Genomic DNA, 24,232 nt, shown 5'->3' with positions numbered 1-24,232 from the left:
GGTCGTGTTCGATCGGTCCCGGGTCGGCGCAGGGGGCCGATCCGGGACCCTGACCCGTGTGATGCCGAGGAGGTATTCACACACCGAAGACCACCAGATGCAGCAGCCCGCCGGCGATGCCCAGCACCGCGCCGTGGACGAACAGCAGCCACTCGTCCTGCGCGGTCGCCGACCGCAGCAGGTCCACGAAGTCCCGCACGTCGAGCGCGCGCATCTGGGTCGCGACGAAGCCGCGGATACGCTCCCGTTGCGCCGACAGGAACACCGGATCCCGGAACGCGTCATCGGCCAGGCGCAGCATTTCCGGCGCGACATCCGCCTTGAGCTGCTCATAGTTGCGGCCGCCCAGCGACAGCCGGACCGCCGTGCGGGCCTGGCCGACCGCGCGGTCGACCGCCTGCCCCAGAATGGCGTCGAGCATCGCGGTGGTGCGGTCGGCATTCGGGCCGTCGAGCAGTTCCCGGGCGATATTGGCCGGAGTCAGCACCTCACCGGCGATGATCTCGGCGTAGCCGTCGGCGATCTCGGTGCGGCGCTTGATCATCAGACCTTGCCGCCACGGCACCCAGCGGGTGGGGCGCGCGGGCTCGTAGATCATGGTGATGCCGATCCAGTTCACCACGTAGCCGATCACCACGGCGCCGGTCAGCAGGACCCACCAGTACGGCAGATAGTGCAGGATCAGCACCAGGACGAAACCCATCGGGAAACCGAAATAGAATCCGAAGTTCTGCATGAAGCGCAGTTCCTTCGCGGCGATCTCCCGGAAGATGCGATTGATCAATTGCGGGTGGTCGGTCAGATGCCGGATCGTCATCCATTTCGGGTCGATCAACTCCGCGATATGCGTGCCGATGGCCTCGGTAATCGCCCGCGCATTCCCGGGCAACTCGTCGGAAAGCTTGCGGTACACCAGCTTTCGCGCGGACTCCGGCAGGTTGTGCCACAGCTGCGGATTGCGCCGGACCGCCAGCCGTGCCACGATCTCCGGAATGCGCGGGCGCACCAGATCCACCAATTGCTCGGCGATGCTGTCCGGATCCAGTTCCCGGTAGAAATCCGACATGGAGCCGAGCTTCGAAAGCCCTTTGTCGACGGCGATACTGGCCATCTTCTCCGCGCGCGAGGGGACGATGCCCTGCCAGCCCAGCCGGCCGTCCTGCGACAACAACGGCAGCACCTGGATCCGCCGGGGCAGATACGGATACAGCAACCGCAGCCCCGGCATCCGGAAGCCGTGAAACCGGATCGGCTCGAACAGCATGAGGATTCCGGTCCAGTTCGTGATGTAGCCGATGACACCGGTGAACAAGGGGATCGTGATCAGCTCGATCAGCAACCGGTGCGGCATATTCGGCTGAACAAGGGGATCGTGATCAGCTCGATCAGCAACCGGTGCGGCATATTCGGCTCCTTCCACGGTGCCGGAACGCGACGCCGTTTCTGGATGGTGCAGAACCGGACGGTCCGGTGTCTTGGAATTCACGCCAATTCGCGCGCGTGATTTGTGGGCGGCGACAACCCGCGCGCGGTGTCGATGCGGATGGATGCCGCCCGCGCACGTGCACAACAATGAGGCCATGACCGCAGACGCCGATGTTCTCGAATGGCTCACCGGATTCTGCGCGCGTTCGGCCACGCCGGACCAGATCGAGCTGCTCACCTCCCTCGTCGACGAGGCCACGATTGCCGCGGTCGCCTCGCACCTGGCCGACGACACCGAATTGCGCGCCGAGGCCCGGGCGCTGTGGCGCGCGCAGTGGCAAGGGTTTCTCTCAGCGCTGGCGCTGCGGATCTTCGAGGTGTGCCCGCCCGCCGAACTGGCCGCCCTGGCACGGGCCACGGTCGTGCGGGGACTGGGCCTGGATGTCGTCACCTCGGTGGTTCAGGTCGGCAAGCGCACGGTGTGGAACTACCTCGTCGCCGTACTGGAAGCGGAGATCGCCGACCCGGAGCTGCGCGGGCGCGCCCTGGTCCTGATTTGGAATCGCGCCACCGAGTGGATGGACGAGAGCCTCGAAGCCTGGTTGCGGCACCACGCCGACGAACTGGATCGCGACCGCTCCGGGGATCGCGCATCGCGCACGGTCTTCGCGATCCTGCGCGGCGAGGACGTGGACGGGGTGGCCGCCGAGACGGAGCTGCGCCATCCGCTCGCGCTGCCGCAGACCGCTCTCGTTCTCTCGGCCGAGGCCGAACCCGAACCGGGGCAAGACCTTTCGGAGCTGCTGTCGAAGCTCGCGGCCGCCGTCGGCAGTCCTGCGCTCCTCGTCGATCGCGGCCCGCGTGAAGCCTGGGCCTGGGTCGTGACCGACGGTCCCGTGCGCCTGCCGGGCACCTGCCTGCCGCACGTTCCGGGATTGCGGCTGGCCGTGGGCAATACCGCCGCGGGTGTTGCGGGAATGCGCCGCAGCCACCGGCAGGCGCGCGCGGCGCGGCGCGTCCAGCCCGGTGCGGCCGTCGTCCACTACGCCGACGTCGAAGCCGTCTGCCTGGCCACCGGCGACGGAAGTGTCTCGGCCATGCGGGAATTGGCCCGCCGCGAACTCGGGGCGCTCACCCATCCGGACGAGGCGACCACTCGGATCCGCGAAACCCTCACTGCCCATGTGACTTCCGGTGCCGAGACAGCCACGACCGCTGGATTGCTCGGTGTCCACCCGAATTCGGTGCGATATCGGCTGCGGCAGGCGGAAGCGCTGATCGGGCACCCGTTGACGGAACGAACGCTCGAATTGGAACTGGCGCTGCGTTTCCTGTCCGAGTACAGCGCCGAGGGCGCGGTGCCGTACCCGGTCGCCGATCCCGGCCTCGCGGACAGTGCCGTGCGCCGCCTCCCGCCGCTGCCCGCCTCCCGCGAGGTGCGCGCCGTGCTGGCGAGTTTCGCTGCCCGCCATCGGGATTCGGAGGAAACGCGGCGGGTGGTGGCCGCTGTCGACGAACGCATCCGCGCCTGCCTGCCGCAGCTGCCCGACGACGCCGGTTTGCTGTCGGCCCTGGCCGCTTCCACCCGCGCCAACTGGATCGGTTTCGCGACCGCGGTCGAGCGCGAACCCTTCCAGGTCCGTCCGCCGGAGGCGGCGCTGGACTGGGGCCGGACCCTGGCGCGCCGCAATCTCGACTCCGACACCCTGGTCAAGGTGTACCGGGTCGGCCAGCGCGCGGTCTGGGGTCACGTCGTCGACCTGCTGACCCGCGAGATACCGTCGAGCAGCCTGAGATCGGCTGTGCTCGTTCACCTCTGGGATCTGGCCATGGAATGGCTCGACACCACCCACGATGCCGTCGTCGCCGCCTACCACGCCGAGCGCGGTCGCTGGCGCGAAGGCGCGCTCGCCCGGCGCACTGCCCTGGTGCGGGCGGTGCTGCGCGGGGAGACGGAGGACTTCTCCGAGGCTTCCGGGCGGCTCGCGCACCCGCTGCACCTGCACCACACCGCCTTCGTGGCGTGGCTGGACGCCCCGGTCGACCAACCCGACGCCGTGCTCGACGCGCTCGCCGGCCGCGTGGCGACGGCCTTCGGCGCCGGGCGTGCGCTGACCATTCCGAATGGCGCCGAAGGTCTGTGGGGCTGGCTGGCCACCGCGCGGCCGGTGACCGCATGGCCCGACCTCGACCTGTCCGGTCCACGCGTCCGGTTCGCGTTCGGCTCCTGCGCCACCGGCCCCGACGGGTTCCGGCGCAGTCACCGCGAAGCCCTCGCGGCCGAACGCATCGCCCTCACCGGCACCCGCCGCCGCCGGATCACGCGCTACCGGGACGTCGAACTGGTCTGTCTCACCACGGGTGACGGTGACCGCGCCGGCCTGGACATCCTGATCGACCGGGAACTGGGCGCCCTCGCCGCCGCCACGGAGGCGGCGACACGCCTCCGTGAAACCGCCCGGCTGTTCCTGCGGCACGGCGGTGACGTCAAAGCCGTCGCCGACCGTCTCGGCCTGCACGCCAACACGGTTCGCTACCGCATCGCCCGCGCCGAGGAACTGCTCGGCCATCCGATCACCGAGCGCCGCGCCCACGTCGAACTCGCCCTGCGCGGCCTCGAGATCCTGGGCGGCAACCACTGAGCAGGCGCCGGGTACCGCCCTCAGATACCGCCGGTGGACAGGAACCCGCCGTCCACCCGCACGGTCTCACCCGTGATCCACTGTGCCCGATCCGACACCAGGAACCCGACCAGCCCCGCCACATCCTCCGGAGCCCCCAGCCGCTTCATCGGATACTGCGCGGCCGCGGCCTCCTCATCCGCCGAATACAACGCATCCGCGAACTTCGTCTTCACCACCCCCGGCGCCACCGCATTCACCCGAATCCTGGGCCCCAACTGCCACGCCAGCTCCTCGGTGAGCCGAATCAAAGCAGCCTTCGACGCCCCGTAGGCCCCGATCACCCCCGTCGACCGAATCCCCGCCACGCTGGCCAAATTCACGATCGCCCCGCCGTGATCCCGCATCCACGCCTTGTACGCCTCCTGCACATACCCCAGCGCAGCGACCACATTGACGTCGAAAATCTTCCGCACAGCCGCGAGGTCGGCATCCATCAACGACCCGTACACGGGATTGATCCCGGTGTTGTTGATCAGGATGTCCAGCGACCCGAACTCGGCCACAGCGGTCCGCACTTGTTCGGCGCGCGCCTCCGCATCCCCCGAATTCCCCGCCACGGCAACAACTTTCCCGCCCCCGACAGCCCGCAGCTGCTCGGCGGCCTCCTCCAGCGCATCCTGCTTCCGTGCTGTGATCAGCACATCGGCCCCCCGCCCCACCAGCTCGGCTGCCACCGCGAAACCGATACCGCGACTCGCGCCACTGACCAGCGCGCCCTTGCCCTCGAGATCATTACTCATGTGATGGCACGTTACTTCAGTCACGTGATCTGCGCGGATTCGCCCCTGTTGTGGGGTCATGCACTCACATTAGCCCGGCTGTTCAGGCACATGGAAGATCGACCTGGGTGCAGTCACATACGAGGTAGGTGCAGTCACATCAGCGCGGCGAATCCGCCCTACGCGCCGAGGCCGCGCCGATTTGCGCGTGCCAGCGGATGGGGTTGACCCGACACGGCAGCGAGGGCCTCGGCCACTTCGGGCAGAGAGGCGCGAACGTAGCTGTAGGTGGCACCGTCCATACGGGTGGGTTCGATGTGCCCGGCGTAGGCGCGAGCGACGGCGTAACCAAACTCCCGCTCGACGAAGGTGAGCGTGGTGTGCCTGATCCAATGGGCGCTGATCTGCATACTCGCCGCCCACGGCAGCTGCTCCCGGATCCGCTTGATGAGGTAGTCGTAGCGTCGTCGACCTACCGGCCTGCCACTGCGATACCTCAGCACCTGCCGGGTTGCCCGCCGACCACCCCGCCGCTCGACATGCTCGACCAGCCTGCTCATCAGCAACGGCGATACCGGCTGCCAGCGTTCGGTTTCCCCCTTCTCGCAGAACTTGACGAGGCAATCGTCGACATTGAGATCATCGACAGTAAGCGCGAGCGCACCTCCTGTGCGGCAAGCGGTTTCGACATGCAACCGTACGATCAGCGCGTCGAGCTCTCGATCGTTTCCCGTCGTCGAAGCAACGTGGCCGATCTCGCGCACCTGGTCGAATGTGAGTGCATGCCGAGTGCTGGGGAGTCGCCGAGGCTTCGCAACCCTGGTTGCGGGGTTATCGGCTGGATGAATCAAACGGTCGGCTTCAGCATGGCGGTAAATGCATCGGATTGCCGACACCATGTTCGCTGCGGCACCGCGACCGCCACGGGAATTGGATCGAACAACGGCTCGGCAGCGATGTTCCTTCACAAGCCGATCGATTTCGGTAGCCGTCGGGGAATCGAGCTGTCGATCAGGCCATCGGCGTTCGAGGACTCGCCAGTACGGCGTGTAATTCCGAACGGTGGTCTCAGGAAGCGCGGCCCGTAAGTGCTCGATGTACTCAGCGAACGTTGGTGCCGAACGCTTTACGCCATCGGCCAGCTCATCGACGGTAACCCCGAGTCGTGCCAGCAGCTGTGCCGCTGCACTGACATCGTCGGACTTCACGACAGTTCTCGCCACGAGATCGGCCGGTATTCCCACAGCGCCGATGCGAGAACCGGCGTCGAATAGACGACCAACATGGAATAGGTGAGGGTGGCCGCGATCAACACACGGTCTCCGGGACTGAGATTGCAACTATGTCGAATCCTGGCCGGTAACACGAGATACCCATTCGAGCGCAAGGAAATGCAGCTGTCGTGCGAGCGTCGAATGACGGCGATATTATTCTCCTCCACGTCGACTGATATGGGTTGACCGGGCAGCCATCTGAGCAGGCGCAGCGCGGATCGGTCAGAAAGACGTCCGTGCTTGTCGACCGTTGCGACGGCGCAATGAATTTCACCCAGAGGACTGCGATCGAGCTGTTCAGGGAAATCGAAAGGAATTCCTGTCGAACCGGTATTGCGTCTCGCCGGCGTGTACAGATGATCAAACCCCCAGCTGGCGGGCGAGAGTGAAGGAGCATGGTCAGAATCGGAAGGCTCCATGCTGAACCTCCTCGCGACATGCACAGATGTCGATGGTGGGCTTCAACGTCATCCGGCTCCGCACGGCGGTTACCGGGAAGTCCTGAAAGGACACCCCAAATGTAGATCGCGAGTTGGTTGACCAGCAACGTCCATGACTTGCCATATGGGATCTTATGGGCTCATAACCCAGAGTTCGCAGGTTCAAATCCTGTCCCCGAGGGCGGTTCTGGCCAGCAGGTTTCAGGATGGCTCTAAATTTGCCGAGGTTGCCGACAGCGGCGTTGGCATCATACCGAAACGGTCTGGTCGGTCAGCGCCTGAGCCATCGTGAAATGTTGGCTACCAGGTGCTTCCAGCTGAGCGAGCGAGACGTGTGGTACTGCAATCGCTGGATTGCCGACGCTGTGATCGAATGTCCGAGCCAGCGTCGCTGCCACGGATGCGCACCTGCGACCGATATCCCCGTGATGGTCGATGTACCGAACGAGCGCGTGACGGCGGAGCAGGTGAGGCCGAGCCGTGCCCTTGCCTGAAAGTTCAGGGCACGGCTCGGGTCCGGTCGTCAGTCGCGGAGCGACGCAGGCACTTGGAACCGGTCGCCGTACTTCGCAGCGAGCTCGTCGGCACGCCGAACGAACGCAGCCCTTCCCTCGCCGGCGTAGCCGGCGATGAACTGGTGCACACCGCCAGTCCAGGCCGGGTAGCCGATGCCGAAGATCGAGCCGATATTAGCGTCGGCAGATGAGGTGAGCACGCCTTCGTCGAAGCATTTCTGGGTTTCGATGGCCTCGACGAACAGCAGCCGGTCGATGAGATCGCGGAGCGGGACCGTCTCGCCCGCGGTCGTGTTGAACCGTGTGCGTAGACCCGGCCACAACCTCAACCGGTTGCCGCTGTCGTCGTACTCGTAGAAGCCCGCCTTCTCGAGCCGGCCGGGACGGCCCTGCTCCAGCATGTAATCCGTGACGCGATACCCGGGATGGTCGGACGGCATTTTCGTGTCGCCGCGCTCGGCCGCCTCACGAGACTCATCCGCGACCTTCTTCATGAGTTTCAGGTTGAGCTCGTCGGCGAGCTGCAGCGGGGCAGCCGGATAGCCGGCCTGCGCTCCCGCCTGTTCGATGGTCGCGGGCTCGATGCCCTCGCCCAGCATCGCGATCGCCTCGTAGATGAAAGTGCCGATGACCCGCGAGGTGAAGAACCCGCGGCTGTCGTTGACGACGATCGGGGTCTTTCGGATCGACAGGGTGTAGTCGAACACCCGCGCCAGTGCTTCGTCGGACGTCTTCTCGCCCTTGATGATCTCGACCAGCGGCATCTTGTCGACGGGGGAGAAGAAGTGGATGCCGATGAAGTCCTGCTCGCGCTTCACCCCGGACGCGAGACCGGTGATCGGCAGGGTGGAGGTGTTGGAGCCGAGCAGCGCATCGGGCTCGACGATGTCCTCGATCTCCTGGAACACGGTGTGCTTGAGCTCGGTGTTCTCGAAAACCGCCTCGATAACGAAGTCGACACCGGCGAAGTCGGCCACTGATGCGGTCGGCGTGATCCGGTCCAGCAACGCCTTCGACTTCGCCTCGGTGGTCTTTCCTCGTGCCAGGGCGTTGGCTTCGAGCTTCTCGCTGTAGTTCTTGCCCCGTTCGGCAGCCTCGAGGGTGACATCTTTGAGGACGACCTGGTAGCCGGACTGTGCGGAGACATAGGCGATGCCCGCACCCATCATGCCCGCACCGAGCACACCGATCTTGCGGATCTCGCGCTCGGCGATGTCCTTCGGGCGTGAGCCACCATTGTTGATCGCCTGCAGGTCGAGGAAGAACGCCTGCATCATGTTCTTCGCGACCGGTCCGGTCACGAGGGAGACGAAATAGCGCGACTCGATCAGTGACGCGTCGTCGAAGCCGACCTGCGCGCCCTCGACCGCGGCCGCCATGATGGCGCGCGGTGCGGGCATGTTCGCGCCCTTGAGCTGCTTGCGCAGGTTGGCCGGGAAAGCGGGCAGGCTCGCCGCAAGCGCGGGCGAGGACGGACCGCCGCCCGGGATCTTGAAGCCCTTGGCATCCCAGGGCTGCACGCACTTGTCCGAGTTCGCCGCGATCCACGCCTTGGCGGCGGGCACGAGCTCGGCGACCGAGCCGACCAGCTCATCGACGAGGCCGATTTCCTTGGCCTTCGCCGGGCTGTTGCGCTGGCCCTGCAGCAGCACACCCATGAGGGCGTTCTGGATGCCGAGCATCCGCACGGTGCGCGTGATGCCACCGCCTGCCGGTAGCAGTCCGAGGGTCACCTCCGGCAGACCGATCTGGCTGCCCTTCACCTCGGCCGCGATGCGATGGTGGCAGGCGAGTGCGATCTCGAGGCCGCCGCCGAGTGCCGCGCCGTTGACGGCCGCGACCACCGGTTTGCCGAGCAGTTCGAGCCGGCGCAGCGCACTTTTGATCTGATCGAGCTCATCCATGACCGCCTGCGCCTGCTCCGGCGTCGTCCGGATCATGTCCTTGATGTCCCCGCCGACGAAGAAGGTCTTCTTCGCCGAGGTGAGTACGACACCGGTGATGTCGTCCTTCTCCGCTTCGAGCCGGTCGACCGTCGCGGTCATCGACGCCTTGTACAGGGCGTTCATGGTGTTGGCGCCCTGGTTCGGGTCGTCCATGGTCAGCACGACGATCCCGTCGGTGTCGCGTTCCCAACCGATCATGTTGTCCGCCATGCTGAATCACACCCTCTCGATGATCGTGGCAACGCCCATACCGCCCGCCACGCAGAGCGTGAGCAGCGCGTATCTTCCGTTGCGGCGCTCGAGCTCGTCGATCATCGTGCCGGTGATCATCGCGCCGGTGGCGCCAAGCGGATGACCCATGGCGATCGCGCCGCCGTTGACGTTGAGCTTCTCGTCCGGGATGTTCAGGTCTTTCTGATATTTGAGGACGACGGCGGCGAACGCCTCGTTGATCTCGAAGAGGTCGATGTCGTCGACCGTCAGCCCCGCGAGGGCGAGCACCTTCTCGGTGGCCGGCGTCGGACCGGTCAGCATGATGGTCGCGTCGGCCCCGCTGATCGCGGTCGCGACGACGCGCGCACGCGGTGTCAGCCTCGAGGCCCGCCCGGCTTCCTCGGAACCGAGCAGCAGCAGCGCGGCTCCGTCCACGATGCCCGAGCTGTTGCCGCCGTGGTGCACATGCTCGATCCGCTCGACCCAGTGATACTTCTGCAGCGCCACCGCGTCGAAGCCACCCGTCTCGCCGAGGGCGGCGAAGGACGGCTTCAGCTTCGCGAGATCCGCGACGGTCGTGCCGGGACGCATGTGCTCATCGTGGTCGAGTACGACCAGGCCGTTGAGATCCTTGACCGGAACCACGCTCTTGGCGAAGTAGCCGCCGGTCCAGGCAGCGGCGGCGAGCTCCTGTGAGCGCACCGCGTAGGCATCGACATCCTCGCGGCTGAAGCCTTCCATCGTCGCGATCAAGTCGGCGCCGATGCCCTGCGGCGCGAAACCGATGTCGTAGTTGGTCGCCGGGTCGGCCACGATGGCCCCGCCGTCCGAGCCCATCGGGACCCGCGACATGGACTCGACACCGCCGGCGAGCACGAGATCGTCGAATCCCGAACGGACCTTTTGGGCGGCCAGATTGACTGTCTCGAGCCCTGATCCGCAGAAGCGGTTCAGCTGCACGCCGCCCACCGTGTTCGGCATCTTCGCGGCGAGCACTGCGGTGCGCGCGATATCGCCGCCCTGGTCCCCGAGCGGGGAGACGACGCCGAGCAGGACGTCGGAGATGCGATCCTCGTCCAGGCCGGGGAATCTGCTGCGGAGTTCCTCGATCAACCCGACGACGAGATCGACGGGCTTCACCGAATGCAGCGAGCCCTTCCTGCCTTTGCCGCGTGGCGTACGGAGCGCCTCGAATATGTATGCCTCGGTCGGCACGTCGTAGTTCCTTTCGGCCGCAAGGGATGAATCGCTGCGATGCTAGCAGGGTGGCCGTACGGACGGTCAGTATGTCACTCTGGGATCGTGCTGAAGAACCTTGATCCCACGGCCGGTCTGACTGCGGACCTGCTCGACGAGGCGCTCACGGGCGTTCGGGGCGATGCCAGGGTCGTCGGATTGTCGAGCGTCGCGGTCGGTACCGGTCAGGTGGCGGTGAGTGCGCGGCTCGCCATCGAGTACGACCGGCCGACCGCAGCGCCTCGGCACCTGATCGCGAAGTTCGCCGATCCGGATCCGGAGCGCCGGCGCCAGGTCCGGCGGGAGGGGGCATATGAACGCGAGGTGCGCTTCTACCGGGAGCTCGCGCCACGGGTTCGGGTGCGCACGCCGAACGTGTACGCGGCCGAGTTCTCTTCCGAGACAGGTGATTTCCTGTTGTTGCTCGAAGATCTGACACCCGCGCGGCAGGGCGATCAGCTGGCCGGCTGCACCGCCGAGGTGGCTGCCACGGCGATGGACGAGATCGCCGGTCTGCACGCTCCGTGCTGGGGCGAGGACCGGTGGCGAGAGCTGTCGTGGCTACGCCGGGATCGACCGGGTATCACGCAGGTGACCCCGCGATTGTGGGCGAGCTTTCAACAACGGTACGCGGAGCTGCTCAGTGATGAGATCCTTTGTGCCGGAGAACTGTTCGTCGAACATCTCGAATCCTGGCTGTCCTGGGAGTCCGGCCACCGAACCGTGGTGCACCGCGACTTCCGCTTGGACAACGTCCTGATCGGACCGCAGGATTCGATGGCCGTCGTCGACTGGCAGACCTGCGCCATCGGGTCCGGTCCCGAAGACGTGGCCTACTTCCTCGGTAGCGGCTTACCCGCGGAACTGCGGCACCAGCTGGAGGAGGATCTGGTCAGGCGCTACCACGACCGCATTCTCGAGCTGGGCGTCCGCGGCTACTCCTGGGCCGAGTGCTGGCGGGACTACCGCCGTGGCGCGTGGCACGGAATGCTGATGTCGATCAATGCCGCCATGCTCGCTCGGCGCACGGACCGTGGGGACCGGATGTTTCTCGCCATGGCGCAACGGCACGCGCGGCAGGTGGTAGAGCTGAATTCGGCAGGGGCGCTGTCGTGAATCGCGAACTGGGCTGTTACCTGCTCGCCGGCGCGAGCGACGATCCGCGCAAGATCATCGACGAGGTCCGCGCGGCGGAAGAGCTGAACCTCGGCACGGCCTTTCTGTCCGAGCGGTTCGACGTCAAGGAGGCCGTCACGTTGTCCGGAGCCGCGGGCGCCGCATCCGAGCGCATCCGAATCGCCACGGCCGCAACCAATCACAACACGCGCCATCCGATGGTGACCGCCGCCTACGCGACCACGATGCACCGGCTGACTCGGGGCCGCTTCATGCTCGGACTCGGACGCGGTGGCGCACATGCCTTCGCCGCCTGGAACCTGCCCCCGGTCACCACCGCGCAACTGGAGGACTTCGCCGGACTCGTGCGGCGGTTGTGGCGTGGCGAGACCGTCCGCGATCATGACGGCCCGGCCGGCCGCTACACCCGCCTGCGGCTCGATCCCCGCTTCAACGAGACGATTCCACTCGGTTTGGTGGCCTTCGGTCCACAGACTCTCGCGCTCGGTGGCCGGGTATTCGACGAGGTCGTTCTGCACACGTACTTCACCGACGAGACCGTGGCGCGTTCGGTGCGCATTGTGAAGGAGGCGGCCGAACGCGCGGGCCGGGATCCGGCGTCGGTGCGAGTGTGGTCCTGCTACGCGACCATCGGCGATCACATTCCGGAGCCGCGTCGCCTGCGTGCGACCGCCGGCCGGTTGGCGACCTACCTCCAGATGTACGGTGATCTGCTGGTCTCCACCAATCGCTGGGATCCTGTTGTCCTCACCCGTTTTCGCGCCGACCCGGTGGTTGCCGGCATCCGCGGGGCGATCGACGCGGTCGCGACCGACGACCAACTCGCGCACATCGCGGAGTTGCTACCCGGGGAATGGCTGAGTGCCGCGGCCCAGGGGAGTGCGCACCAGTGTGCGGCGGGCGTTCGAGCGCAATTGAGCGCGGGCGCGGACGCTGTGATCATGCACGGTGCTACGCCGACTGAACTGGCACCCGTGGTCGCTGCCTATCGGGCGGACGCCGCCGGATAGTGGCCTGAAGTATGTTCGTCCCCACCGCAATTCAGTGGTGACCGTCGAGCCACGCCTTGGCGTTGGCGAAGAAGTCCGGATGGCAGATCAGGTCGGCCTGGGCGCGGGGCTCGATATCGAGCAGCGTGGTCTCGAGATCAGCGCGTGCTGCCAGTCGCAGTGTCTTCTTGATCGTGCGCGACGCATGGGCGGGGATACGCGCCCATCGTTCGGCGAGCTCGATCGAGGCCGCGAGCGCGTCATCGGCGACTCGGCTGACCAGGCACAGGCGCAGTGCCGCCTCCGGGCCGATGGGTTCGCAGCTGAGCAATAGATCGAGTGTGGCGGCGTGCCCGATGACCGCCGGAAGTGTATGGGAGACACCCGCATCCGGGCCGATGGCCATCCTCGCGAAGGTCGCTCCGAACTTCGCGTCAGGACCCGCGATGCGCAGGTCGCAGCCCAGCGCCATGCCGAGGCCACCGCCGATGGCGGGCCCATTGACCGCCGCGATAGTGGGCTGAGGCAGACGGGCGAGTTCCAGCGAGAAGCTGTGCAGCTCCCGCATCCACGCGATGGTCGCGTCCACCTCGCGCGGCGCCATCTCATCCAGGCTGCTCAGATCCATGCCGGTGCAGAAGCCGCGCCCGGCGCCGGTCAGAATCACCACCCGTGTCTCCGGATCCTCTGCGAGCGGTCGGACCGCCTGTGTCACAAGGGGGATGCTCGACGGATTCATGGCATTGAGCCGCGCCGGACGATCCAATACCACCACCGCGACGCCCGCGGTCGGCCGCTCGATTCGGACGACATTCTCCTGTTTCGATATCTGCCCGGACATCGAACCTCCATTATTGACTGTACGTGCGGTTAGTTTTAGTCTTGCCACGTGACCGCGCTCACGTCAAGCGCGGCCGGGCTGATGCTGAGTACAAGGGAGTGCGGCATGCCGAAATTCAAGAAACCCCCACCGGATCTCGGGCTGAGCGGAATATTGGCGCACCCGGAACCGCGGGAGACTCGGACGGTGCACTCCGCGGACGGAACCGCGCTGCATGTTCGCGAGTACGGGCACCCGGCACTGGATCCGATCGTGCTGGTCCATGGGTGGTCGGTCGCCATCGAGTTCTGGAATCCGCAGATCAACGCACTGGCGAGCGGAAACCGGGTGATCGCTTACGACCAGCGCGGCCACGGTCGCAGCGAGGCCGGTACGCGCCCGTTCAGCGACCGGGTGCTCGCGGAGGATCTGTCGGCCGTGCTGGCCGCGACGGTCGTGCCCGAAGCGCCTGCCACGGTGGCGGGTCACAGCATGGGCGGTGCGACGGTTCTCGCATGGGCGAAGTATTTCCGTGACGATGTCCTGCGTTACGTGGATTCCGCACTTCTCGCCAACACCGCGACCGGGCTGTCGGATGGTCCGGAAAGCATGAAAAGGCACCAGGATCGCCGCTCGCGATTGCTGACCGCCATGGCGATCGCGCCGTTGCCCTCGCCGCCGCGCCGGTTAACCAGATCGATGGTCCGCAAGGTTTCGCTGACCCCGCAAGCGCCGCTGTGCATGGTCGACTTCGTGCAGCGGTTGGGCGCGACCTGCCCTCCCCGAGTGCGGTCGCGGTGGGCCAAAGTGATGCAGCACATCGATGCTTCGGACGGTGTGCAGGCACTGCGGGTGCCGACGACCGTGCTGTACGGCGCTCGCGACGGCCTGCTTCCCCCGAGTGAATCGGCTCGTACCGCGCAATTGTTCAGAGCGGCAGGGCATCTGGACCGTGAAGTCGTACTCGCCGACAGCGGACATGCCAGCAACATGCAGAACGCCGACGAGTTCAACGCCGAAATCGTTCGCCTGCGCGGATTGTCGTCGCAGCCGGTCGGCCTCACCAGCTTCTGACAGCCGCTTCCGAGGAGCGACCGTACGGACGGCCCGATGCGGCCCTCCCGCGAAGTGACCACCCTTCGTCAATATAGTGATTCACCAGGAGTATCCGTGCCCGATCCACAGACCATGCCCCAGGCATTCCAGCGCCAGGTGGCCGACCACCCCGACACCGTCGCACTGCGCAGCTACGACGGCGCGCAGAGCTATACGTGGGCCGAGTTCGATGCCGAAGTACGCCGCATCGCCGGCGGACTGGCGGCCCTCGGCCTGCGCCGCGGTGACGTGTTCGCTTCCCTGCTCACCAACCGGCCGGAGTTCAACCTCGCCGAGATGGCCGCCAACCACCTCGGCGCGACCACCTTCTCGATCTACAACACCTCCGCGCCCGACCAGATCAACTATCTGCTCGCCCATTCGGGTGCGAGGATCCTCATCACCGAGCGGCAGTACCTGGCCACGTTGCACGAGTCCGGCGCCGACATCGACCACCTCCTCGTCGTGGAAGAAGGTGACCTCGATCGTCTCGCGCCCGCACCGGATTTCGACTTCGACGCCGCATGGAACGCGGTACTGCCCGACGACGTGCTGTGCATGATCTACACCTCGGGCACCACCGGCCCGCCGAAGGGCGTCGAGCACACCCACAGCGGTGTGCTGGCGATGGCGGCCGCGGTCACGAGCGCGTTCCCGATCGAAAGCGGCGACCGTGTGATCTCGTACCTGCCGTCGGCGCATGCCGCCGACCGCTGTGTCACCTACTATTTCGGCGTCGTCTACGGTGCGCAGTTGACGACTCTCAACGATCTCTCCAAGCTGCCGCAGACGCTGGCGGACGTGCGGCCGACGGTGTTCTCGGCGGTTCCGAGAGTGTGGGAGAAGCTCAAGGCCGGTGTGGAATTGCAGCTCGCGGGCAACGATCAGCTGCGTGCCGGATTCGACGCCGACGTCCCGCAGGTGATCGACGCGATCCGCGCCAAGCTCGGACTCGACCAGGTGCGATGGGCGATGTCCGGTGCGGCGGCCTGCCCGCTGGGCGTCTTCAATTTCCTGCGCAAGCTGCGCATCCCGGTCACCGACATCTGGGGCATGTCCGAGATCGGCCTGGCCACCGCCGCGCCGCCGGAACTCGCCAAACCCGGCACCATCGGCACCCTGCTGCCCGGCTACGAAGCCCGGGTGCTCGAGGATGGTGAGCTGCTGATCCGTGCGCCCTTCACCATGAAGGGCTACCGCAACGACCCGGTGCAGACCGCCGAGGCCAAGGACGCCGACGGGTGGGTGCACACCGGCGATGTGGTGACGGTGGACGACGAGGGCTACTACACCATCGTCGACCGCAAGAAGGAGCTCATCATCAACGCGGGCGGAAAGAACATGTCGCCCAGCAATATCGAGAGCGCCATCTCCACCTCCTCCATGCTGATCGACAAGGTGATCGCGATCGGTGACGGGCGGCCCTACAACGTCGCCCTCATCACCCTCGACGGTGCCGCGGTGCCCGCGTTCGCGGAGAAGTTCGGGATCGAGCCCGATCCGGCGGTGCTGGCCAAAGACGCTCGCGTGCTCGCCGTCGTTCAGCAGGGTGTGGACGAGGGCAACGCCAAACTCGCCCGGGTGGAGCAGATCAAGAAGTTCGCCGTGCTCCCGACGCTGTGGAACGAGGGCGGTGACGAGCTGACCCCGACCGGGAAGTTGCGGCGTAAGCCCATCAACGCCAAGTACGCCACCGAGATCGAAGCCCTGTACGCCGAATAGCACTGTCCGCGAACTGGATTCTGATCCGTCAGTCGAAGGTGAGGGGCTGGGTAGTCATGCCGGCGACCGATGAGTCGAGCCGCCGAGCGCGGGCGCTGCGTGGGGCGATCGAGCCCCTCGCCGGGCAGGTGTACTTCGCGCCGGAGTGTCATGCCGCCTACGAACGTCTCGGTTTCGCGCCGGGCGGCGCTCTGGGCAATGTCCGAACTCCTGATGCGGCAGCGTATTTCACGAGTCGCGGTGCGGCGATGGGCCAGGTCGCCGGGTCCGTGGTGGCTGCGGCCTTCGCCGTATTCGAGCCGAATGTCGTCATGGCCGGTGTCGATCACGGGTGGCGGCTCACCGATGCGGCGACGATATCCGAGGCGCGTACCGCCGGTGCGATCGCGCAACTCGAACGGGTACTCGGACCGCGCCCGGCCGGGATCGAGCGGGTGACCGCCCTGCTGGCGCGTGCGGTGAAAGAGCTACGGCCCGAAGGGCGTCCGCTGTTCGCCGGGGTGTATTCGCTCGACCTGCCCGACAGTTCGCTCGGTCGCGCCTGGCGTCTGGCCGATTGTCTGCGGGAGTACCGTGGCGACTCGCATACGGCGGCCTGGAACGCGGCCGGATACGACGCCGCCGAGATCGGTCTGGTCGGTGAGCTGATGCGCGGGTTGCCCCCGCGCACCTACGTCCGGTCCCGCGGATGGACGACGGAGCAGCTCGACTCGGCGCACGCGCGACTGATGGCCCGCGGCCACGTCGACAGCGAGGGACTCACCGCGACGGGCGCGCAGGCCCGCGAAGCTGTCGAGGTCGCGACGGACCGGCAATTGCGCGGCGCGACTGACGCATTGGGCGACGACCTCGACGAACTCGTCGGTCTGCTCGGAGCGTGGAGCGCGGCCTTGATGGTGAACAGCTACCCCGATCTCACCGGAGCGGATCGACTCGAGTCGGCTCGGATCGTCAGCTACGGGATGGGGGAGAGTCGATGATCACCGGTGCCGAAGTGAGTGCCCGCGCGCGAGCCCTGTGGGCCGCGATCGAGCCCTTCGCCGGGCAGGTGTACTTCTCTGCCGAAGCGAACGCCGAGTACGCGGCGCTCGGATTCGGTGCCGGTCGCGGCTCGCTTCCCGGCGGTGCGCAGACCTCGAATCGCGATGCCTACAACACCAGCCGCGGCGCGGCCCTCGGTCACGCATCCGGCGCGGTCGTCGCCGCCGCGTTCGCGGTGTTCGAACCGGGCATGGTCACGGCGGCGATCGAGCGTGGCCGCGCGCTCACCGATCCCGCCTCGATCGCCGCCGTTCGCCGGCGCGGGGCAACGAACTCGTTGCGCCGGATGATCGGTGAGAAGCCCGGCGGCCTCGACCGCGTGATCGAATTACTCACTCGCGCAACCGAACCCCTGCCGATGGCGGGTCGTCCGCTGTTCGCGGGCCTGTGTGCACTCGCTCTCCCCGACGATCCGCTGGGCCGGGCCTGGGCGTTGGCTGACCGGCTTCGCGAGTACCGCGGCGACTCGCACACCGCGGCCTGGATCGCGGCGGGTTTCGACGCCGTCGAGATCGGGCTGGTCAGTGAGCAGTGGTGGGGCCTGCCGCCCCGCACCTATGTGCACACCAGGGCATGGACCGACGCGCAGCTCGATGCCGCGACGCGCCGCCTGCAAGACTGCGGCGTGTTCGACGGCGATCGGCTTTCCCCGGCCGGACGGCTGGCGCGCGAGCAGATCGAATTGGCAACAGACCGCCAGCTGCGACCTGCTGTCGAGGCGCTGCGCGGCGATGTCGATGAGCTCGTCGATACGGTCGGCCGCTGGAGCGCAGCGATCCAGGCCGCAAGTGGTTACCCCGATCTCTACGGGTCGCAGATCGCGGCGCGGGTAGCGGCCCAGCGCCGGAAGCCGTAGAACCTATTATTGACTGTACGGGCGGTCAGTGGCATTGTGTTGCCCGGGTCACATTGGGATGGCCCGAAGGAGATGCGATGAAGGCATTCGACTACGACGTCATGATCGTCGGGTCCGGCTTCGGGGGCAGCGTCAGCGCGCTGCGACTCACCGAAAAGGGTTACCGCGTAGCGGTTCTGGAGGCCGGTCGGCGCTTCGCCGACCACGAGTTCGCCGAGACCTCCTGGCGGGTGCGGCGGTACCTGTGGGCCCCGTATCTGGGCTGCTACGGGATCACGCGAATGACACTGCTGCGCGACACCTTCCTCACCGCGGGCGCGGGTGTCGGCGGTGGCTCGCTGGTGTACGGCAACACCCTGTACCGGCCGCTGGACGCCTTCTACAGCGATCCGCAGTGGGGTCACATCACCGACTGGAAAACCGAGTTGGCACCCTACTTCGACCAGGCCGAACGCATGCTGGGCGTGGCCGAGGTGCCCCGCGAGACGCTGTCGGACGAGCTGCTGCGGGAGGTCGCGCAGGATATGGGCCGTGGCGAGACCTACCACCGTGCCCGCGTCGGCGTGTACTTCGGTGAGAACGGTACGGCCCCGGGGGCTTCGGTGCCGGACCCGTTCTTCGGTGGCGTGGGTCCCGCTCGCAACACCTGCTTGAACTGCGGCGAATGTGTGGTCGGGTGTCGGCACAATGCCAAGAACACCACTGTCAAGAACTACCTGTACCTGGCCGAGAAAGCCGGTGCCACAGTGCATCCGCTGACGACGGTCACCGGCGTGCGCCCCTTGCCCGGTGGCGGGTTCCGTATCGAAACCGTGCGGACCGGCCGCTGGCTGCGCAAGGAACGCCGAGTCTTCACCGCTGAGCAGGTGGTGTTCTCGGCCGCCGCCCTCGGCACCCAGCGACTGCTGCACAAGCTCAGAGACACCGGCATGATGCCGGAAATCTCCGCTGCCCTGGGCACTTTGACGCGCACCAACTCCGAGGCCGTCCTCTATCCGCGGTCCTTGCGCAAGGATGCGGACTACAGCAAGGGCGTCTGCATCACCTCGTCGTTCCATCCGGACGACGAAACCCACGTCGAGGCCGGTCGCCTGGGCGGCCCCGGCAGCAACCTGCTCGGCCTCACCACCACCGTGCTGGTGGACCCGGAGCCCGGCCGGCCCCGGATCATCTCCGGACTCGTTGTCGCGCTGCGCAGTTGGCGCACGCTGGGCAGGATGCACAACCCGCGCCGATGGTCGCAGCAGACGATCGGCCTGCTGGTCATGCAGACCAGCGGCAATTCGCTGATCACCTACACCAGGCGCGGCCTGTTCGGTCGGCGCATGACGACCCGTCCGGGCCCCGGCCCCAAGCCACCGGTGTGGATTCCGGCGGCCCACGACGTCGATCGCCGGATTGCCGAGAAGATCGACGGTGTACCCAAGGGCACCACTTTCGATCTGTTCAATATCCCGAGTACCGGCCACTTTCTCGGCGGTTGCCCGATCGGCGATTCGCCGGACGCCGGTGTGATCGATCCGTATCAGCGGCTGTACGGCTATCCGGGCGCGCATGTGATCGACGGGTCGGCGATCACCGCCAATCTCGGCGTGAATCCGTCGCTGACGATCACCGCCCAAGCCGAACGCGCCGTCGCCCTGTGGCCCAACAAGGGCGACGCGGACCCGCGCCCGCCACTGGGTGCGGGCTACCGGCTGGTGCACCCGGTCGCGCCGCGTAGTCCGGTGGTGCCGGTCGAAGCGCCGGCGGCGCTGCGCCTGCCGATCTTCCCGGTCGAACAGGCGCGGGAGCGGGCCGTGTCCTCGGATGAGTCCCGCGACTAGTTATTGACTGTACGGGCGGTCAGCATCGTATGATGTGTGCGGTGCACACGAATCTCGAAAGGTGTGGCAACGTGGCCTCTCTCTCCAGCGCGTCCGCTCGTTTCCGTGGCGCGTCATGACATCGGTCCGCACGCGGGCGGCGGTATTGCGCGCCGCCGACGGTCCCTTCCGGATCGAGGATGTCGAGCTCGACGCACCCGGGTACGGGCAGGTGCTCGTTCGCATCGCGGGAACCGGCATCTGCCACAGTGACTTCCTGCCGCGCACCCCGATGTGCAAGCCGCCGATCATCGCGGGACACGAGGGCGCGGGCGAGGTCGTCGCCCTCGGGCCCGGCGTCACCGACCTCGCGGTGGGTGACCATGTGGTGCTGTCGTTCGACTCCTGCGGTGCCTGCCGCAACTGTCTCGACGCCCAGCCCGCCTACTGCGAATCGTTCTGGCCGCGCAATATGTCCGGCTTCCGTCCGGGCCGGTCGACGACGGTGCGGGACGCCGCCGGGGAACCGATCATGGGCAACTGGTTCGGGCAGTCGTCGTTCGCCGAGTTCAGTGTGGTGTCGGCGCGCAACGCCATCAAGGTCGATCCCACGCTGCCGATCGAACTGCTGGGGCCGCTGTCCTGCGGCATATTGACCGGCGCGGGTTCGGTTTTCACCTCCCTCGGTCTCGGCGCCGGAGACTCGCTGGCGGTGTTCGGCACCGGCACGGTGGGCCTGTCGGCCGTCATGGCGGCCAAGGTAGCCGGGGCCGCCACCATAGTCGCGGTCGATCGCAATCCGGACCGGCTGAGGCTGGCCGAAAAACTCGGGGCCACACATACGTTCGTCGCCGACACGGACAGGTTGACCGAGACGATCAAGGCGCTGGCACCCGGCGGCCTGGACTTCTCCCTGGACACCACGGGAGTCCCGGAGGTGGTGTCGACCGCCATCGACGTACTGCGGCTGCGCGGTGTGTGCGGATGTGTCGGTGTGCAGCTGAAACCCTTGATGGTCCGCCCCGACCAGCTGGCTTTCGGCCGCACCATCAAGGGCATCCTCGAAGGCGACAGTGTGCCGAAGCTGTTGATTCCCAAGCTGATCGAGCTGTGGCGGCAGGACCGCTTCCCGTTCCACGAACTGATCGAACTCTTCCCGCTGGCGCGTATCGACGCCGCCGAGCAGGCCATGAAATCCGGTGCGGTGATCAAACCCGTGCTGGTTCCAGGAAAGGACACCCCATGACGGTGGATTACGGCTCGCTGTACATCGGAGGGGCGTGGACCCGGCCGTCGTCGGAGCAGCGCATCGAAGCGTATTCGGCCGCCACCGAGGAGCTGCTGGGCAGCGTGCCCGCCGGCGGCCCGGCCGATATCGATGCCGCGGTCGCCGCCGCGCGCCGGGCCTTCGACGATCCGAACGGCTGGGCCACCTGGGAGCCGGCACGGCGCGCGGCGGTCCTGGAGCGCTTCGCGGCCGAATTGGTCACTCGCAGTGCGGAAATGGTGCGCCGGGTCAGCGCGCAGAACGGTATGCCGATTCGCTTCGGCAAGCCGGTCGAGGGCACCGTCCCGGTGACCATGCTCCGCTACTACGCCGAGCTGATTCAGCAGTTGCCCACCAGCGAGGTGCGCCGTTCGCTGGTCGTCGGCAACACCGAGGTGCGCCGCGAACCCCTCGGCGTGGTCGGCGCGATTGTGCCGTGGAACTTCCCGCAGACCCTGGCCTTCTTCAAGATCGCCCCCGCGCTGGCCGCCGGATGCACCGTCGTCATGAAGCCGTCCTCGGAGACCGTGCTCGACGCCATGCTGATCGCCGAGGCCGCCGCCGCGGCGGAACTGCCCGCGGGCGTACTGAATATCGTCCCGGGCTCGGGACGGACTGCGGGCGCCCACCTGGTCGCCCATCCGGGCGTGGACAAGATCGCGTTCACCGGCTCCACCGATGCCGGGCGCGCGATCGCGGAAACCTGTGGGCGACTGCTGAAGCCGGTCACACTCGAACTCGGCGGCAAGTCGGCGGCCCTGATCCTCGACGATGCCGATCTCTCGGCCGTGATCCCGAACCTGTTCGCGGCCAGCCTGATGAACCAGGGCCAGAGCTGCTACATCTGTACCCGCATCCTCGCGCCGCGCAGCCGCTACGGCGAGGTCGTGGACGCGCTCAGCGATATGGTGCGCGCACTGAGAATCGGTGACCCCCTGGACCGTTCGACGGTTATCGGTCCGGTGGCCAGCGCCGGGCAGCGGGAGATCATCGAGGGCTACATCGCCAAGGGCAAGGCCGAAGGCGGGCGCATCACCGTCGGCGGCGGACGTCCCGCCGGGTTCGACCGCGGCTGGTTTGTCGAACCGACAGTCTTCGCCGACGTGGACAACAACTCCACCGTCGCGCGCGAGGAGATCTTCGGCCCCGTGCTCGCGGTCATCCCGTTCGACGACGACGCGGATGCCGTGCGCCAGGCCAACGACTCGCCCTACGGCCTCGGTGGCACGGTCTGGACCTCCGATGTGGAACGCGGTGCGGCCCTTGCCCGCCGGGTGCAGACCGGCAGCATCGGCGTCAACGGCTACACCATGGACCACGGCGCGCCGTTCGGCGGTGTCAAGGACAGCGGCCTGGGCCGTGAGCTCGGTCCCGAGGGGCTGGCCGCCTACCAGCAGTACAAGTCGATCTATCTGCCCTGATGAGTCCGGCGACACGTGAAGGACCAACCGTCATGACCGTAACCAGCGCCGAACCACAGGGTCCGGCCGAACTCGTGGTCGTCAACCCGGCGACCGGGACCAGGATCGGCGCCGCGCCGGTGCTGGACGCCGCCGAGGTCGCCGCCCTGGCCGAGCGCGGACGTGAGGCTCAACCCGCCTGGCAGGCGCTGGGTTTCGAGGGACGTGCGGTGGTGTTCCGCCGCATGCAGCGGTGGATGGCCGACCATGCCGACGAACTCCTGGAGGTGGTGCAGGCCGAGACCGGCCGGGTCTTCGAGGACAGCGTGCTCGAGCTGGCGTATCCACTGACAGCACTGGGCTATTGGGCCGATAATGCCGCAAAGCATCTGCGCAGCAAGCGAATCGCGCAGACCTCGCCGTTCGTACTCGGCAAGAAGTTGCGCGCCCACTACGTGCCGCATGGTCTGGTGGGCATCATCGCGCCGTGGAACTTCCCGATCACCATCGGATTCGGTGACTCCATTCCCGCGCTGGCCGCCGGCAACGCGGTGATCCTGAAGCCCTCGGAGATCACCCCGCTGTCCATCGAGATCGTCCGGCGTGGCCTCATCGAGTGCGGTATGCCGCGTGCGGTCTTCCAGGTCGCGACCGGTGCCGGTGAAACCGGTGCTGCCGTGGTCGATGTGGCCGATATGGTGATGTTCACCGGGTCCACGGCGACCGGCCGCAAGATCGGCGCGCAGGCGGCGCAACGACTGATCCCGGTCTCGCTGGAGCTCGGCGGCAAGGATCCGATGATCGTGCTGGCGGACGCCAATATCGAACGCGCCGCGAATCTCGCGGTGTTCGGGGCGAACGTCAACAGCGGTCAGGTGTGCCTGTCGACCGAGCGGTTCTACGTCGAAGCGCCGGTGTACGACGAGTTCGTGACTCGTGTTGTCGCCAAGGTGGAAGCGCTGCGGCAGGGCGTGCCCGTCGCACCGGGCGCCGTCGATGTCGGCGCGATCATCACCGAAGCCCAGGTCGGGATCATCGATGCGCAGGTCCGTGATGCCGAAGCCAAGGGCGCGCGAGTGCTCGTGGGCGGGAAGCCCGTCACCGACGGTCCGGGCCGCTTCTATCAGCCGACTGTGCTTGTGGGCGTGGATCATTCGATGACCTGCATGACCGAGGAGACCTTCGGGCCGCTGATCCCCATCATGCGGGTCGCCGACGCGGAGGAAGCCCTGCGGCTGGCCAACGACTCGAAATACGGTCTCGCCGCGACGATCATGACCCGCGACCGCAAACGCGGTGAACAGCTGGCCCGGCGGATCGAGGCCGGCTCGGTCTCGGTCAACGACATGCTCACGCACTGTTTCGCGCTCGGGCTTCCGATGGGCGGCGTCAAGACCTCCGGCATCGGGACCCGCCACGGCGCGGACGGCATCCGGAAGTTCTGCAAGAAGCAGTCGGTCCTGGTCGCCCGCTCGTTCCCCGACCGGGACGTGCACTTCTACCCGACCGATGCGCGAATCTCGCCCACGCTGCTCAAAGCCGTCCAGTTGCTGTACGGCACGGCGGGCAGGGTCGCGAATCTGCGGCCCCGCGCGCGGCTGGCCGCGCGCAAGATCGGCCGAATCGACTGAGCACCGGCTACCTGTGA

At 67.0% G+C, this 24,232-nt stretch carries 19 protein-coding genes; 11 read left to right on the top strand and 8 right to left on the bottom strand.

Annotated features, from left to right (window positions below; all coding sequences use genetic code 11):
* Nucleotides 1-76: 76 nt before the first annotated feature.
* Nucleotides 77-1,339, bottom strand: coding sequence for a DUF445 domain-containing protein (locus tag H0264_RS26655; protein WP_244975953.1), 1,263 nt, complete (start codon nucleotides 1,337-1,339; stop codon nucleotides 77-79).
* 241 nt (nucleotides 1,340-1,580) lie between these two features.
* Between H0264_RS26655 and H0264_RS26650 the strand changes: the two genes are divergently transcribed.
* Nucleotides 1,581-4,067: a PucR family transcriptional regulator gene (locus H0264_RS26650; RefSeq protein WP_181580094.1), complete on the top strand. Its 2,487-nt coding sequence runs from the start codon at nucleotides 1,581-1,583 to the stop codon at nucleotides 4,065-4,067.
* A 20-nt stretch (nucleotides 4,068-4,087) separates the two neighbouring features.
* On the opposite strand, the gene H0264_RS26645 is transcribed toward H0264_RS26650, so the two are convergent.
* From H0264_RS26645 to H0264_RS26625, 6 genes are all read right to left on the bottom strand, one after another.
* The gene (locus H0264_RS26645) at nucleotides 4,088-4,849 is read right to left on the bottom strand and encodes an SDR family oxidoreductase (protein ID WP_181580093.1); all 762 of its coding nucleotides are present in this window, start codon (nucleotides 4,847-4,849) and stop codon (nucleotides 4,088-4,090) included.
* A gap of 158 nt (nucleotides 4,850-5,007) precedes the next feature.
* The gene (locus H0264_RS26640) at nucleotides 5,008-6,036 is read right to left on the bottom strand and encodes a tyrosine-type recombinase/integrase (protein ID WP_220139846.1); all 1,029 of its coding nucleotides are present in this window, start codon (nucleotides 6,034-6,036) and stop codon (nucleotides 5,008-5,010) included.
* Complete coding sequence (locus H0264_RS26635; protein WP_181580092.1) at nucleotides 6,033-6,521, bottom strand: AbrB/MazE/SpoVT family DNA-binding domain-containing protein; 489 nt, start codon at nucleotides 6,519-6,521, stop codon at nucleotides 6,033-6,035. The genes H0264_RS26640 and H0264_RS26635 overlap by 4 nt, the downstream gene beginning before the upstream one ends.
* A gap of 269 nt (nucleotides 6,522-6,790) precedes the next feature.
* Nucleotides 6,791-6,940, bottom strand: coding sequence for a hypothetical protein (locus H0264_RS38325; RefSeq protein ID WP_220139845.1), 150 nt, complete (start codon nucleotides 6,938-6,940; stop codon nucleotides 6,791-6,793).
* A gap of 125 nt (nucleotides 6,941-7,065) precedes the next feature.
* Nucleotides 7,066-9,213: a 3-hydroxyacyl-CoA dehydrogenase NAD-binding domain-containing protein gene (locus H0264_RS26630; RefSeq protein ID WP_181580091.1), complete on the bottom strand. Its 2,148-nt coding sequence runs from the start codon at nucleotides 9,211-9,213 to the stop codon at nucleotides 7,066-7,068.
* Nucleotides 9,214-9,219: 6 nt separating this feature from the next.
* A complete protein-coding gene (locus H0264_RS26625) occupies nucleotides 9,220-10,431 on the bottom strand; it encodes an acetyl-CoA C-acetyltransferase (protein ID WP_181580090.1) in 1,212 nt (403 codons plus the stop codon).
* A gap of 87 nt (nucleotides 10,432-10,518) precedes the next feature.
* On the opposite strand from H0264_RS26625, the gene H0264_RS26620 reads away from it, so the two are divergent.
* Nucleotides 10,519-11,568, top strand: coding sequence for a phosphotransferase (locus H0264_RS26620; protein ID WP_181580089.1), 1,050 nt, complete (start codon nucleotides 10,519-10,521; stop codon nucleotides 11,566-11,568).
* Nucleotides 11,565-12,599, top strand: coding sequence for a TIGR03857 family LLM class F420-dependent oxidoreductase (locus H0264_RS26615; protein ID WP_181580088.1), 1,035 nt, complete (start codon nucleotides 11,565-11,567; stop codon nucleotides 12,597-12,599). Before H0264_RS26620 ends, H0264_RS26615 begins: the two co-directional genes overlap by 4 nt.
* Nucleotides 12,600-12,630: 31 nt before the next feature.
* On the opposite strand, the gene H0264_RS26610 is transcribed toward H0264_RS26615, so the two are convergent.
* Nucleotides 12,631-13,419: an enoyl-CoA hydratase/isomerase family protein gene (locus tag H0264_RS26610; RefSeq protein ID WP_181580087.1), complete on the bottom strand. Its 789-nt coding sequence runs from the start codon at nucleotides 13,417-13,419 to the stop codon at nucleotides 12,631-12,633.
* 105 nt (nucleotides 13,420-13,524) lie between these two features.
* On the opposite strand from H0264_RS26610, the gene H0264_RS26605 reads away from it, so the two are divergent.
* From H0264_RS26605 to H0264_RS26570, 8 genes are all read left to right on the top strand, one after another.
* The gene (locus tag H0264_RS26605; RefSeq protein ID WP_181580086.1) at nucleotides 13,525-14,472 is read left to right on the top strand and encodes an alpha/beta fold hydrolase; all 948 of its coding nucleotides are present in this window, start codon (nucleotides 13,525-13,527) and stop codon (nucleotides 14,470-14,472) included.
* Nucleotides 14,473-14,586: 114 nt separating this feature from the next.
* Nucleotides 14,587-16,215 (top strand): AMP-binding protein, encoded by a 1,629-nt coding sequence (locus H0264_RS26600; RefSeq protein WP_231087349.1) that lies wholly within the window; start codon nucleotides 14,587-14,589, stop codon nucleotides 16,213-16,215.
* 56 nt (nucleotides 16,216-16,271) lie between these two features.
* Nucleotides 16,272-17,195, top strand: a complete 924-nt coding sequence (locus H0264_RS26595; protein ID WP_181580084.1) for an SCO6745 family protein — start codon at nucleotides 16,272-16,274, stop codon at nucleotides 17,193-17,195.
* The gene (locus H0264_RS26590; RefSeq protein ID WP_181580083.1) at nucleotides 17,192-18,112 is read left to right on the top strand and encodes an SCO6745 family protein; all 921 of its coding nucleotides are present in this window, start codon (nucleotides 17,192-17,194) and stop codon (nucleotides 18,110-18,112) included. The genes H0264_RS26595 and H0264_RS26590 overlap by 4 nt, the downstream gene beginning before the upstream one ends.
* A gap of 77 nt (nucleotides 18,113-18,189) precedes the next feature.
* On the top strand, nucleotides 18,190-19,938 hold the full coding sequence (locus tag H0264_RS26585) for a GMC oxidoreductase (protein ID WP_181580082.1): 1,749 nt from the start codon (nucleotides 18,190-18,192) through the stop codon (nucleotides 19,936-19,938).
* Between the two features lie 115 nt (nucleotides 19,939-20,053).
* A complete protein-coding gene (locus H0264_RS26580) occupies nucleotides 20,054-21,163 on the top strand; it encodes an NAD(P)-dependent alcohol dehydrogenase (RefSeq protein WP_181580081.1) in 1,110 nt (369 codons plus the stop codon).
* A complete protein-coding gene (locus H0264_RS26575; RefSeq protein WP_181580080.1) occupies nucleotides 21,160-22,605 on the top strand; it encodes an aldehyde dehydrogenase in 1,446 nt (481 codons plus the stop codon). The genes H0264_RS26580 and H0264_RS26575 overlap by 4 nt, the downstream gene beginning before the upstream one ends.
* Nucleotides 22,606-22,637: 32 nt before the next feature.
* On the top strand, nucleotides 22,638-24,215 hold the full coding sequence (locus H0264_RS26570; protein WP_181580079.1) for an aldehyde dehydrogenase family protein: 1,578 nt from the start codon (nucleotides 22,638-22,640) through the stop codon (nucleotides 24,213-24,215).
* Nucleotides 24,216-24,232 lie beyond the last annotated feature (17 nt).

This window comes from Nocardia huaxiensis (assembly GCF_013744875.1).
Lineage (GTDB): Bacteria > Actinomycetota > Actinomycetes > Mycobacteriales > Mycobacteriaceae > Nocardia > Nocardia huaxiensis.
The sequence above is the reverse complement of the archived record's forward strand: the minus strand, read 5'-3'. Positions and strand labels throughout refer to the sequence as shown.

Coding starts and splice junctions, on each gene's coding strand:
- H0264_RS26570 (WP_181580079.1), top strand. CDS start 22,638: ATGACCGTAACCAGCGCCGAACCACAGGGTCCGGCCGAACTCGTGGTC.
- H0264_RS26575 (WP_181580080.1), top strand. CDS start 21,160: ATGACGGTGGATTACGGCTCGCTGTACATCGGAGGGGCGTGGACCCGG.
- H0264_RS26635 (WP_181580092.1), bottom strand. CDS start 6,521: ATGGAGCCTTCCGATTCTGACCATGCTCCTTCACTCTCGCCCGCCAGC.
- H0264_RS26590 (WP_181580083.1), top strand. CDS start 17,192: ATGATCACCGGTGCCGAAGTGAGTGCCCGCGCGCGAGCCCTGTGGGCC.
- H0264_RS26645 (WP_181580093.1), bottom strand. CDS start 4,849: ATGAGTAATGATCTCGAGGGCAAGGGCGCGCTGGTCAGTGGCGCGAGT.
- H0264_RS26595 (WP_181580084.1), top strand. CDS start 16,272: ATGCCGGCGACCGATGAGTCGAGCCGCCGAGCGCGGGCGCTGCGTGGG.
- H0264_RS26650 (WP_181580094.1), top strand. CDS start 1,581: ATGACCGCAGACGCCGATGTTCTCGAATGGCTCACCGGATTCTGCGCG.
- H0264_RS26630 (WP_181580091.1), bottom strand. CDS start 9,213: ATGGCGGACAACATGATCGGTTGGGAACGCGACACCGACGGGATCGTC.
- H0264_RS26605 (WP_181580086.1), top strand. CDS start 13,525: ATGCCGAAATTCAAGAAACCCCCACCGGATCTCGGGCTGAGCGGAATA.
- H0264_RS26585 (WP_181580082.1), top strand. CDS start 18,190: ATGAAGGCATTCGACTACGACGTCATGATCGTCGGGTCCGGCTTCGGG.
- H0264_RS26600 (WP_231087349.1), top strand. CDS start 14,587: ATGCCCCAGGCATTCCAGCGCCAGGTGGCCGACCACCCCGACACCGTC.
- H0264_RS26580 (WP_181580081.1), top strand. CDS start 20,054: ATGACATCGGTCCGCACGCGGGCGGCGGTATTGCGCGCCGCCGACGGT.
- H0264_RS26610 (WP_181580087.1), bottom strand. CDS start 13,419: ATGTCCGGGCAGATATCGAAACAGGAGAATGTCGTCCGAATCGAGCGG.